Source organism: Paraburkholderia sp. BL21I4N1, assembly GCF_002973525.1.
Classification (GTDB): Bacteria; Pseudomonadota; Gammaproteobacteria; order Burkholderiales; family Burkholderiaceae; genus Paraburkholderia.
The window spans coordinates 93018-105611 of sequence record NZ_PVEN01000002.1 but is presented as its reverse complement, the minus strand read 5'-3'; the positions used below and the strand labels follow the sequence as shown (position 1 = coordinate 105611).

12 protein-coding genes are annotated in these 12594 nt (G+C 62.8%); 2 read left to right on the top strand and 10 right to left on the bottom strand.

Going from position 1 to position 12594, the window contains the following annotated elements; genetic code table 11:
- Window positions 1-63 precede the first annotated feature (63 nt).
- The 4 genes from B0G83_RS06780 to B0G83_RS06765 all read right to left on the bottom strand — a co-directional run bounded on the left by B0G83_RS06780 (window position 64) and on the right by B0G83_RS06765 (window position 3069).
- Complete coding sequence (locus B0G83_RS06780; RefSeq protein WP_105506699.1) at window positions 64-417, bottom strand: RidA family protein; 354 nt, start codon at window positions 415-417, stop codon at window positions 64-66.
- Window positions 418-513: 96 nt separating this feature from the next.
- The gene (locus tag B0G83_RS06775; RefSeq protein ID WP_105506698.1) at window positions 514-1428 is read right to left on the bottom strand and encodes an alpha/beta fold hydrolase; all 915 of its coding nucleotides are present in this window, start codon (window positions 1426-1428) and stop codon (window positions 514-516) included.
- A 292-nt stretch (window positions 1429-1720) separates the two neighbouring features.
- Window positions 1721-2362: a CoA transferase subunit B gene (locus tag B0G83_RS06770; RefSeq protein WP_105506697.1), complete on the bottom strand. Its 642-nt coding sequence runs from the start codon at window positions 2360-2362 to the stop codon at window positions 1721-1723.
- A 2-nt stretch (window positions 2363-2364) separates the two neighbouring features.
- Window positions 2365-3069, bottom strand: coding sequence for a CoA transferase subunit A (locus tag B0G83_RS06765; RefSeq protein ID WP_105506696.1), 705 nt, complete (start codon window positions 3067-3069; stop codon window positions 2365-2367).
- Window positions 3070-3312: 243 nt separating this feature from the next.
- Here B0G83_RS06765 and B0G83_RS06760 point away from each other — a divergent pair, with 243 nt between their 5' ends.
- Window positions 3313-3858, top strand: coding sequence for a LuxR C-terminal-related transcriptional regulator (locus tag B0G83_RS06760; protein WP_105506695.1), 546 nt, complete (start codon window positions 3313-3315; stop codon window positions 3856-3858).
- Window positions 3859-3904: 46 nt separating this feature from the next.
- Here the strand turns inward: B0G83_RS06760 and B0G83_RS06755 are convergent, their stop codons facing one another.
- Window positions 3905-4336, bottom strand: coding sequence for a thioesterase family protein (locus B0G83_RS06755; RefSeq protein ID WP_105506694.1), 432 nt, complete (start codon window positions 4334-4336; stop codon window positions 3905-3907).
- Between the two features lie 39 nt (window positions 4337-4375).
- Window positions 4376-5152 (bottom strand): SDR family oxidoreductase, encoded by a 777-nt coding sequence (locus B0G83_RS06750; protein ID WP_027799848.1) that lies wholly within the window; start codon window positions 5150-5152, stop codon window positions 4376-4378.
- 189 nt (window positions 5153-5341) lie between these two features.
- On the opposite strand from B0G83_RS06750, the gene B0G83_RS06745 reads away from it, so the two are divergent.
- On the top strand, window positions 5342-7015 hold the full coding sequence (locus tag B0G83_RS06745) for an electron transfer flavoprotein-ubiquinone oxidoreductase (RefSeq protein ID WP_105506693.1): 1674 nt from the start codon (window positions 5342-5344) through the stop codon (window positions 7013-7015).
- Between the two features lie 60 nt (window positions 7016-7075).
- On the opposite strand, the gene B0G83_RS06740 is transcribed toward B0G83_RS06745, so the two are convergent.
- The 4 genes from B0G83_RS06740 to B0G83_RS06725 form a co-directional block, all read right to left on the bottom strand.
- Window positions 7076-8590 carry a tetratricopeptide repeat protein gene (locus B0G83_RS06740; RefSeq protein ID WP_105506692.1) on the bottom strand — a complete coding sequence of 505 codons (1515 nt, stop codon included), beginning with the start codon at window positions 8588-8590 and terminating at the stop codon, window positions 7076-7078.
- Between the two features lie 54 nt (window positions 8591-8644).
- A complete protein-coding gene (gene aroC, locus B0G83_RS06735; RefSeq protein ID WP_105506691.1) occupies window positions 8645-9745 on the bottom strand; it encodes a chorismate synthase in 1101 nt (366 codons plus the stop codon).
- 128 nt (window positions 9746-9873) lie between these two features.
- Window positions 9874-11811 (bottom strand): MFS transporter, encoded by a 1938-nt coding sequence (locus B0G83_RS06730; RefSeq protein WP_105506690.1) that lies wholly within the window; start codon window positions 11809-11811, stop codon window positions 9874-9876.
- Between the two features lie 181 nt (window positions 11812-11992).
- Window positions 11993-12451 (bottom strand): CBS domain-containing protein, encoded by a 459-nt coding sequence (locus B0G83_RS06725; RefSeq protein WP_105506689.1) that lies wholly within the window; start codon window positions 12449-12451, stop codon window positions 11993-11995.
- Window positions 12452-12594 lie beyond the last annotated feature (143 nt).

The following is a 12594-nucleotide window of genomic DNA, read 5'->3' as shown; positions in this document are numbered from 1 at the left end:
GCGACGGCCCGACGGGCCAGACGAATCAACGGAAGGTGAACGACAACAGCTTCTACGCGCGGCTTAGCCGAGCTGCGCAGCGACCACGACGATTTCGACGAGGCACTTCGGGTTCGCGAGCTTGGCTTCGACGGTTGCGCGCGGCGGCGTGTTGCCCTGTGCGACCCACTCGTCCCACACGGCGTTCATGCCGGCGAAGTGCACCATATCCGAGATATAAATCTGCACCGACAGCAGTTGCGCCTTGTCGCTGTTCACTTCAGCCAGCAAACGGTCGATGTGGCCCAGCACTTCGCGCGTCTGACCCGTGATGTCCTGATCCGCGTCTTCGGCGATCTGGCCTGCGAGGTACACCGTGCCGTTATGCACGGCGATTTCGGAGAGGCGCTTGCCGACGTGATGACGAATGACTGCCATGAAAGATCCTGAATTGGGTTAAAAATTGATCGGAGATGCTTTCCGCATGACGCCTCTGCATAACGCCCCTGAGCGAACGCCGCGCGGAACTGCATATTATGACGCGTCGACCGGCGGCCCGATGAAGAACTGCCGCGCAACGTCGATCTGATCGGCCGACAAAAACGCCGGCGCGTGTCCGACACCGGCAATCTCCACGCTCGACACGGCGGGCCCGCTCTCGGTCATCTGCGTGACGGTTTCACGCGATAGCAAATCGGACTGCTCGCCGCGCACCACCAGCACTGGCCCCTGAAACGCCGCCAGCGAACGCCATAGGACGGCCTCGCCGAGTTTGGCAGCCTCTTCGGTGATGGCGGAAAACGGCTCGGCGATGCGCGGGTCGTAGCGCAAGAGCCATGCGCCGTCTTTTTCGTGCAGCAGCGGCGTATTGATTTCGCGCCATTCGTCCGGCGTGAGCGGACCGAAGGTTTTTGCGAGCAATGCCGCATAATCGACGCCCTGTTGCAGCGTATCGAAACGCACGGGCTTGCCGAGGTAGTCGCCGATACGCTGCACGGCCACCGGCTCGAGATGTGGGCCGACGTCGTTCAGCAGCAGCTTGCGGATCGGCGTGTCGGGCAAACCGGCCAACGCCATGCCGATCAGGCCGCCCATGGAAGTGCCGAACCAGTCGACCGTTTCGACGTTCAGACGCGCGATCAGCGTGACCATGTCGGCCACGTACTGCGGCACGCTATAGAAGTTGGGGTTGGCAAGCCATGATGACAAGCCTCGCCCTGCCACGTCCGGGCACACCACACGGTAAGTGCCGGCGAATTGCGCCGCGAGACGATCGAAATCACGCCCCGAGCGCGTCAAGCCATGCACGCACATCAGCACACGCGGATTGGCCGGATCGCCCCATTCGGTGTAAGCAACGCGATGCAACCCGGCGGGGCTGGCGCACTGCACATAGCGTTGGCGCGGAACGTCTAACTCGGCGCTGAAAACGGACGTTGCTGCTGTCATCGGGGCTCCTTGCAAAAGCACGGCGGAATCGGCCCGGCACAGCACGGGCCCATGAGGCGTCCAATCTTCAAAGGATTGTAAACCGCTTTGGCAGGCCGCAAGGATCGGCCAAACGGCATAAGACAAGCTGGGACTCGGACCCGCCGCACACAAACAAAAGCGGGCGAGGCACACGCCTCACCCGCTTTGCAATTACACCGGCCGGTCGCAGCACCGGCGGCGCCCCCAGTCGGAGACCGAAACTTCAGCCCGCCCGACGCCCCGCTTTACAGCGCGCTGCGCGACCCGTCACTTAGCTCACCGCGCTCACATCGAGCGGCGCACCAGTCTTCGCCTGAATTTCCTCGACGCTGACGCCCGGCGCCAGTTCGGTCAACTTCAACCCGGCTTCCGTCACTTCGATCACGCCGAGGTCGGTGATGATCTGATCGACCACGGCGACGCCCGTCAGCGGCAGCGTGCATTCTTCAAGGATCTTGTGCTGGTCGCCCTTCGCGACGTGCTCCATCAGCACGACCACGCGCTTGACGCCCGCCACCAGATCCATCGCGCCGCCCATGCCCTTGATCATCTTGCCCGGAATCATCCAGTTCGCCAGATCGCCCTTCTTGCTGATCTGCATCGCGCCCAGAATCGCGAGGTTGATGTGGCCGCCGCGAATCATCGCGAACGAATCCGCCGACGAGAAAATCGACGAACCCGGCAACGTGGTCACCGTCTGCTTGCCGGCGTTGATCAGGTCGGCGTCCACTTCCTCTTCGGTCGGCGACGGGCCGATGCCGAGCAAGCCGTTTTCCGACTGCAGCCAGACCTCGACGCCGGCCGGCACATGATTCGCCACCAGCGTCGGCAGGCCGATGCCGAGGTTCACATAGAAGCCGTCCTGCAATTCCTTCGCCGCGCGAGCGGCCATTTCGTCACGAGTCCATGCCATGATCAGGCTCCTTTCGCGCGGACGACGCGTTGTTCGATGCGTTTTTCCGGAGTCGCATTGAGCACAATGCGTTGAACGAAGATGCCGGGCGTATGGATCGCGTCCGGATCGAGTTCGCCGACCTCGACGATCTCCTCGACTTCCGCGACCGTGATCTTGCCGGCCATCGCGCACATCGGGTTGAAGTTGCGCGCGGTGCGGCGATAGATCAGATTGCCGGACTTGTCGGCCTTCCATGCCTTGACGAGCGCGACATCCGCCGTCAGCGAATGTTCGAGCACGTAGTGGTTCTCGCCGAACTGGCGGGTTTCCTTGCCTTCCGCGATCAGCGTGCCGTAGCCGGTGTTGGTGAAGAACGCCGGAATGCCCGAACCGCCCGCGCGCAGCTTTTCAGCCAGCGTGCCTTGCGGCGTGAATTCGAGCTCGAGTTCGCCGGCCAGATACTGGCGCTCGAACTCCTTGTTCTCGCCCACGTACGACGAGATCATCTTCTTCACCTGGCGCGTTTCGAGCAGCAGACCGAGGCCGAAACCGTCGACGCCCGCGTTGTTGCTGATACAGGTAATGCCCTGCACCTTCGAGTCGCGCAGCGCCGCGATCAGCGCCTCCGGAATGCCGCACAGCCCGAAGCCGCCGACGGCAAACGTCTGCCCGTCCTTGACGATGTCTTTCAGCGCCTCGGCGGCGCCTGGATAGACCTTGTTCATCAGTATGTCCCTTCCTTTATGGAAACCCGAATCAGGTTCGTTGCGGCTGGTATGACGTTGCGCGAGTCGCGCCCGACACGTCATTCTAGTCATCCGTAGCAGGCCGTGCGCCCGGCTTGGCCGGTGTGGTGCGCAAAGACCCGTTGCGGACGCTTGCAGCGCGTTGTCATATGCCCGAAAGAGTACGCTGGGCGCGCCATGCGGCACAATACGCAAAAATACATAAGTACTTGCCGCCAACTCATGCCCGCACTGGATTATCAAACCGCTTTTCAACTCGCGCCGATCGGCCTCGTGCTGTCGCGCGAACGGGTGATCGAAGACTGTAACGACGAGCTGGCGTCGATTTTCGGCTGCCCGCGCGAGGCGCTGCTCGGCCGGTCGTTTCAGGTGCTGTATCCGTCGACGGACGAATTCGAGCGGATCGGCGCGCGCATTCCGCCGATCATGACCGCGCAGGGCAGCTACGCCGACGACCGCATCATGAAGCGCGCCAATGGCGAACTGTTCTGGTGCCACGTAACGGGCCGCGCGCAGCAACGCGCGGATGCGCACGCGGCGGGCGTGTGGACGTTCGAGGATTTGAGCGCGACGCGCCGCGTGGCGGTCGAATTGACGCCGCGCGAACGGGAGATCGCCGCGCAACTGGTGACCGGAAAAACCAGCAAGCAGATCGGGCGCGTGCTGGATATCAGCCCGCGCACCGTGGATGTCTACCGGGCGCGGCTGATGCGCAAATACGATACGGGGAATGCGACCGAGCTATTGCAGCGCCTGCTCGGGCATTGAGGTTTGCGTGGGCGGCTCGCTTTATGGGCCACCTCAGCGGGCAATATCAAGCCACCTTGACCAGCGCGGCGCGCTCGATCGTCGCACGCAACAGATCAGGCACGGGCACCGACTTCGACGCCGCATAATCGATCCACACGCAGCGCGCGGCGCCGCGTGCATAGACAGTGTTCGGATCGTCGGCGCGCACCAACTCGAAGCCTGTGTCGAAGCTGCTGCGGCCGGGCGTAGCCACCGTCATCCGGCCGATCACGTCGCCGGGATAGTGCAGCTGCCGGAGAAACTCCATCGACGCGTTGACGATCACCGGGCCTTGCCCGTCGGCATTGCTGCCCGCCAGACCCATCTGCTCGAACCAGGAGATGCGCACCTGCTCCATGTAGCGGAAGTAGACCGTGTTGTTGACATGGCCGAATGCGTCCATGTCGCCCCAACGGATCGGCATGGACATCTCAAAGACTGCGTGAAAATCGCTCATCGTACTTCCGTTCTGCCTGCTTCTTAAGGTGAGTTGAAATCATGCGAGGCCGAAGCCGTCGTCGGCGGCGATCACCGAGCCGTTGATGAACTGCGATTCGTCGGCCGCCAGCAGCAGCAGCAGGCCGTCCAGATCGTCGGGCTTGCCGACGCGATGACGCGGCAGCATCGACACCAGCTTCTGCCCCTGCTCCGTCGACCAGTGGTGATGGTTGATCTCCGTGTCGATATACCCCGGGCAGATCGCGTTCACGTTGATGCCGTGCTTGCCCCACTCCAGCGCCATGGCCTTCGTCATATGAACGACGGCGGCCTTGCTCATCGAGTACAGGCCGATCTGCGGCAGCACGCGCAGGCCGGCCATCGACGCGATGTTGATGATGCGATACGACGGCTTCTGCGCGTTGTTGCCGCGCATGATCATGCGTTTGGCGACTTCCTGCGCGACGAAAAACGCGCCGCGCGTGTTGGTGTCGAACACGTATTCGAAGTCGGCTGGCGTGACTTCAGAGAGCTTCTGCGTGGTCGACACGCCCGAATTGTTCACCAGAATGTCGATGGTGCCGGCCTCGGTTTCCGCATGCGCGACCGCCGACTTGATGCTCTGGTAATCGGTTACGTCGAGCGACACCACGTGCGCCGCGCCGCCGGACGCCTCGATCTCGGCGCGCAATTCCTTCAACCGCTCGGTGCGCCGGCTCGCCAGCACGACCTTGGCGCCCGCCTGCGACAACACCTGAGCAAAGCGCTTTCCCAACCCGCTCGAAGCGCCGGTGATCAGCGCGACCTTGCCTTCCAGATTGATCGAACGGCCCATTGTCGTTCCCTTGTTCGGTTGTAATTGCAACTGCGGTTGACAGGTGCGGTAAGACCGTCGCTACGGGTCCGTACCGTATCACATAAATAGAACGATCGTGCTAATCTCTGCTCATCCGGTTGCAGTGCGGGGATGCATCGCCCACAATACGAACCCGAAAAAAGCATTCTAACGGTAAGAGGAGCATCAATGACCCCCGCAAGTCTCATTGAGCAATACGGTCCACGCGAGTCGATGGAATACGACGTCGTGATCGTCGGCGGCGGCCCGGCTGGCCTGTCCGCAGCGATCCGCCTGAAACAGCTGGCGGCGGAAAAAGGCGTTGAGCTGGGCGTGTGCGTGCTGGAAAAAGGCTCGGAGATCGGGGCGCATATCCTGTCGGGCGCGGTGATGGATCCGCGCGCGATCACCGAACTGATTCCGGACTGGAAAGAAAAAGGCGCGCCGCTCGACGTGGCGGTGAGCGAAGACAAATTCCTGTTCCTGAGCGAAACCGGCTCGAAGAACGTGCCGGTCTGGGCGCTGCCGGACAACTTCAAGAACCACGGCAACTACGTCATTTCGCTGGCCAACGTCACACGCTGGCTCGGTCAGCAGGCCGAGGCACTGGGCGTCGAGATTTTCCCGGGCTTCCCCGCCGCTGAAATCCTTTACAACGACGATGGCTCGGTCAAGGGCGTGGCGACCGGAAATCTCGGTATTGGCAAGGACGGCGAGCCGACCGAGAACTTCCAGCTCGGCATGGAACTGCACGCCAAGTACACGCTTTTCTGCGAAGGCGCGCGCGGCCATCTGGGCCGTCAGCTGAACGACCGCTACAAGCTGCGCGAAGGCGTCGATCCGCAGGTCTACGGGATCGGCATCAAGGAACTGTGGGAAATCGATCCGGGCAAGCACAAGCCGGGTCTGGTGATGCACACCGCCGGCTGGCCGCTGGAAAACGATACCTACGGCGGCTCGTTCCTGTACCACATGGACAACAACCAGGTGATGGTGGGCTTCGTGGTCGGCCTCGGCTACACGAATCCGTATCTGTCGCCGTTTGAGGAATTCCAGCGCTACAAGACGCATCCGGCGATCCGCGCGATTCTGGAAGGCGGCAAGCGCGTGTCGTACGGCGCACGAGCAATCACCGCGGGCGGCCTGATGTCGCTGCCGAAGCTGGTGTTCCCGGGCGGCGCGCTGGTCGGCGATGACGCAGGCTTCCTGAACGCATCGCGGATCAAGGGTTCGCATGCGGCGATCAAGACCGGCATGCTGGCCGCCGAGGCGGCGTTCGAAGCCGTGCAGGCGGGTCGTCAGTCGGACGAACTGACCGCGTATCCGGAAGCGTTCAAGACCTCGTGGCTGCACACCGAGCTGTATCGCGCGCGCAATTTCAAACAGTGGATGAGCAAGGGCCTGTACCTCGGCACGCTGATGGTCGGTCTCGAGCAGAAGGTGCTGGGCGGCAATGTGCCCTGGACGCTGCATCACCAGCATTCGGATCACGAGATGCTGAAGCCGGCGTCGCAGTGCAAGCCGATCACGTATCCGAAGCCGGACGGCAAGCTGACGTTCGACCGGCTTTCTTCGGTGTTCATCTCGAACACCAATCACGAAGAGAACCAGCCGGCTCACCTGACGCTGAAAGATCCGTCCGTGCCGGTGAACGTGAACTGGCAGACCTATGCCGGTCCGGAGTCGCGTTACTGCCCCGCTGCCGTGTATGAGTTCGTGAAGAACGACGACGGCGGCGAGCGTCTGGTGATCAACGCGCAGAACTGCGTGCATTGCAAAACGTGCGATATCAAGGACCCGACACAGAACATCGTGTGGGTGACGCCTGAGGGTGGCGGCGGTCCGAACTACCCGAATATGTAATGACCGTGCATTTGCTTTCGCGGCGCGTCGACTGCACGTCGCGCGTTGCGAAAGCAAATTTTAATTCCGCACCGCAAGCGCCACGATTCTTTCCCGCACGTGCGCCACCACTGGCATCCAATCGCCGACCGCAGGCTGTCGAACCAGCTCGATCGAGTCGTACCAGGGCGTCGCCGACGATTCATCGCCCCAGAACCACGCGGACACGTGATCGATCATCAGACAGGTCGGCACGCCGAGTGCGCCCGCCAGATGCGCGGGCCCGCTGTCGATCGTCACCACTAAATCCAGATTCGCCAGCAACGCGGCCACGTCGTCGAATCCGGACTGAAAATGACCGGTCATATCGACGACATCCAGTCCCTTCTCCCGCCATTGCGCGACGGTCTCGCCGCGTCCTGGCGACAACGCGAAATAGCTCACGCCCGGAACGTTCAGCAGCGGCTCGAGTTGCGTGACCGGCACCGAACGCCGCACGTCGCGGATATGGTCGGGATTGCCGTTCCACACCAGACCGACTTTGCGACGGCCATGCGTCCCCGCGACGTGTGCGTCGACCCGCTCACGCCACACCTGACTATGTGTGGGATCGGCGCTCAGATACGGCTGGCCCCAGCCCGTTGGGTCGAACACGCCGAGCCGCAGCGGCAAGCTCATCAATCCGCAGTGGAAATCGGGCCGCGTATCCAGACTCGTTTCGAGCGGCAAATCGGCGGGCAATATGCGTTCGAACAGATGCCGCAACGGCCCGTCGTGACCGAAGATCACCCGGCCACCCTCGCGCCGCGCCCGCTCGGCAAGGTGCGGCAGAAAACGCACCGCCCACAGACAGTCGCCGTTGCCCTGCTCGCCGTACACCACCAGCGTCTTGCCCGCCAGCGATTCACCCTGCCAATGCGCGCAGATCGACGCGAGCGCCTGCTGCGCGTTGTTCAACTCGCCGCCAAAGGCAACGCGTGATTCGTAGTGCGCCCAGCCATCGGCAAAACGGCCGGTACGGATTTCGAGCTCCGACAGATCGAACAACGCGTGCGCGTTATCCGGCGACAACGTCAGCACCTGCCTGAGCAACGCCTCCGCTTCGGCGAAACGTGCCTGTTCCTTGACGCACAACGCCAGTTTGTGAAGCGCCACCGGATTGCCGGGCAGCACGCGCACCGCCTCGCGCAACAGATGCTCCGCCAGCACGAAGTCGTCGCGCTGCTGAACGGCGGCCGCGCGCCAGATCAGCGCGTTGGCGTCGTCGGCGTGGTGAGAAAGTAGAAGTTGGGCGGCGGCGTCGGTCAAAGACCAATCACGCAAGACGAAAGCGATCTGCGCGATCGTGTGAAGCAGCGTGGGCTCGCAGGAAGGATCGAGCTGATAGGCGCGCACCAACGCGGCAAGTGCTTCGCGCTGACGGTCCTTGTCGCGACCGGCGTGTTGCAGCAGTAGCTGACCGAACGCGCAGCAGTTGCCAGCGGTGGCATCCGGCGCGGCCGCGCGAGTGCGCAGGTCGGCCAGATGGTTGTCGGCCGACTCGGCTGTCGGCACGAAAGTCGGTTCGTTGATCGGGGCGTTGTTCGGCCCAGTCATGACGGCACCGCGCGCGCTTCTTTACGACATACAGACAATGCTGAACGCAGCCTGTTACGGCGCGCTGGCAGCGATCTTCGGCGTGCTGACGGCGACATCGCCGCATTGCGCGCGATGACGCAGTGCATGGTCGATCAGCACCAGCGCAAGCATCGATTCGGCAATCGGCGTGGCGCGAATGCCGACGCACGGGTCATGCCGTCCGAACGTTTCGACGACGGCCGGCTGCCCGGCTTTGTCGATCGAGCGACGCGGCGTGCGAATGCTCGACGTCGGCTTGATCGCGATCGACACGGTAATGTCCTGCCCGGTCGAAATGCCGCCAAGCACACCGCCCGCGTGATTGCCGACGAAGCCTTCCGGCGTCAGTTCGTCGCCATGTACCGAGCCGCGTTGCGCGACGCTCGCGAAGCCGGCGCCGATCTCCACGCCCTTGACCGCGTTGATGCCCATCATGGCATGCGCGATGTCGGCGTCCAGACGGTCGAACAACGGTTCGCCGAGGCCGACCGGCACGCCGGACGCCACGACGTTGATGCGCGCGCCGATCGAATCGCCCTCTTTGCGCAACGCGTCCATGTACTCCTCGAGCCGCGGCACAATCTCGGCATTCGGCACGAAGAACGGGTTCTCGCGCACGTGCGCCCAGTCGACGAACGGCACGTCGATCTCACCGAGCGCGGCCATGTAGCCGCGAATCTCGGTACCGAATTTTTCGCGCAGCCACTTCTTCGCCACCGCGCCCGCCGCCACCGTGGGGGCGGTCAGACGCGCCGACGAACGGCCGCCGCCGCGGTAGTCGCGAATGCCGTATTTCTGCCAATAGGTGTAGTCGGCGTGGCCCGGACGGAACGTGTCGACGATGTTGCCGTAGTCTTTGCTGCGCTGGTCCGTGTTGCGGATCAGCAGTGCGATCGGCGCGCCGGTGGTTTGGCCTTCGAACACGCCCGACAGGATCTCGACCTTGTCTTCTTCCTGGCGTTGCGTGACGTGGCGCGAGGTGCCGGGCTTGCGGCGGTCGAGTTCGAACTGGATGTCGGCCTCAGTGAGCGCCATGCCCGGCGGGCAGCCGTCGATCACGCAGCCGATAGCGGGGCCGTGCGATTCGCCGAAGGTCGTGACAGTGAAAAGCGTACCGAGCGTGTTGCCGGACATGGGCGTCGTCCAAAGAAATGCGGGGAAGGCACTATTATGCCAGCCCGTTAGGCCCCGGGCGGTGGCGCAGGTTGCGCTATCTGCCTTCCGGACAAGTAGTGGCCGGGCCGCGAGACGCCGCCCGCGCACTACTTCCGCGCCCCACGCAGCTCCGTCACGACCTGTTGCAGCAACTCAGGGGTCGCCAACTCCGGATCGATCGGCTCGCCCACGGCGAGCGTCAAGCGGCTCATGACGCCCTTCTGGATCGGCCGCGGCCAGCGCGCGTCGTTGGCGCGCGAAAACACGCTGCCCCACAGGCCACGCAACGCCATCGGCACGACCGGTGCCGGCGTGCGCCTGATGATCTCGGTCACGCCATGGCGGAACGGATTCATGTCGCCGGTCTTGGTGAGCTTACCTTCCGGGAAGATGCAAACCAGATCGCCCTCGGCCAGCGCCTGCGCGCACCGTTCGTAGGCACGCGTCAACAATTCCGGGTCCTGATGAGCCGGCGCGATCGGAATCGCTTTCGCATGACGGAACACCCAGCCGGCGAACGGCGACTTGAAGATCTGGTGGTCCATTACGAAACGGATCGGGCGCGGGCTTTCGGCCATGATGACGATCGCGTCGACAAAGCTCACGTGATTACACACGAGCACGGCCGCGCCCTCTTCCGGAATCCGTTCGGCATGCACGAGACGGATCCGGTAGAACGTATGCACAAGTACCCAAGCGACGAAACGCAGCAGAAACTCCGGCACCAGCGAATAGATGTAGGTCGCCACCACGATGTTCAGCAGCGCGGTAATCAGGAACAGCGCCGGAATACTGAAGCCGGCCGAGGTCAGCCCGACCGCCATTAGCGACGAAAGAATCATGAACAACGAGTTCAGAATATTGTTCGCCGCGATGATCCGCGCGCGGTGACTCGGCTGGCTGCGGCTCTGGATCAGCGCATACAACGGCACGCTGTAGAAACCGCCGAACATGGCGAGCAGGAACAGATCGGCCAGCACGCGCCAATGCGCGGGCCGCGCGAGAAACTCGCCGACGCTCAGCAGATGCCCTGCCGCCGGCAGCGCGTGGCTCGCGAAAAACAGATCGATGGCGAAGACGCTCATACCGATCGAACCGAGCGGCACCAGACCGATTTCGATGCGCCGCTTCGAGAGCTTTTCGCACATCAGCGAACCGAGGCCGATGCCGATCGAGAACGTGCCGAGCAACACGGTCACGACGTCCGGGTCGGCGGACAGCACATTCTTCGCGAAGCTGAAAAACGATGACAGAAACGTCGCGCCCACGAACCACAACCAGGAGATGCCCAGCAGGCTCAGGAACACGGTACGGTTTTCACGCGCCAGCTTCAGGTTGCGCCACGTCTCGGTGACCGGATTCCAGTTGATGCGCAGATCGGCCTGCGCCGCCGGCGTGACCGGCACGAAGCTCGACACGACACGCCCCACCAGCGCAATCGTGACACACGCGCAGGCCAGCAGCACCGCGCCGTGTTCGACGAAACCCGCGCCCGCGCCGCCGATGATGGTGCCGATCAGAATCGCCACGAAGGTGCCCATCTCGACCATGCCGTTACCGCCGACCAGTTCCGACTTCGACAGATGCTGCGGCAGGTACGAATACTTGACCGGTCCGAACACGGTTGAATGCACGCCCATCAGAAACGTGCACAGATACAGCAGCGGCGCGCTATGCAGCCAGAAACCCGCACCGCCGATCAGCATCACGACGATTTCGAATGTCTTGACGAAGCGCGTGAGCATCGCCTTGTCGTATTTGTCGGCGATCTGGCCGGAGGTGGCCGACAGCAGCACGAACGGCAGAATGAAGATCGCCGAGATCAGAAACGCCGCCGTTGCCGGATCGACACCGGAAAAACGCGCCGCCTGATAGGTCACCAGCGACGTGAAGCCGATCTTGAACACGTTGTCGTTCATCGCGCCGAGGAACTGGGTCCAGAAAAACGGCGCGAAGCGGCGCTGGCTGAGCAGCCGGAACTGGGACTCGTGCGCCTCGTGAGTGCGGGCGGTGCGGCGGGCGGCAGGTATCGGACGATCGCTCATGAAGTTCGAAGGGCACGCTAAAAGAGCAACAGGGTGGCGGGCTTGGGCACAAGTCCGGGCACAAAAAAAGCGCACGCTTTCGCGCGCGCCCTGACTGCATATTCGCGCTCACCGCAACCGCTCATGGCCAGCGCCCGAGCGCTGCGGTGAATCACCGCGCATTAACTCACACTGATTCAAATTAACGCGCGGGTTGTTCCTGCTGCTCTTCCGGCCAGTCGCGGATATAAGCCTTGAGCATACGGTTCTCGAAACCCTGCTCTTCGACCACGGCCCTGGCGACGTCGTAGAACGAGATCACGCCCATCAGCGTACGGCTTTCCAGCACCGGCAGATAGCGCACGTGGTGCTCGAGCATCATGCGACGGACTTCGTTCACGTCTGTTTCAGGCGTGCAGGTGAGCGGATGGTCGTCCATGACCTTGCGGATCGTGGAGGTGCCGACGCTGCCGCCGTTCTTGCTCAACGTATTGATGATTTCGCGGAAGGTCAGCATGCCGACCAGATCGCCGTATTCCATCACCACCAGCGAGCCGATGTCGTGCTCGGCCATGGCGTTGACGGCTTCGTGCAGCGTGGTGTCTGGCGTGACCGTAAAAAGGGTGTTGCCTTTGACCTTAAGAATGTCGCTGACTCGCATGATCTGTCTCCCGAGATACCCGCTAAGCTGGTAATGCATGAATGATTTTCGATCCTAGCGGAAAGGCCCATAAAAGGAAAGCGGCCCGCCCACCAAGGCGCGCCGGGCGTTCGCCCGCCCCCGCATCGGGAAAACCGCGCTTG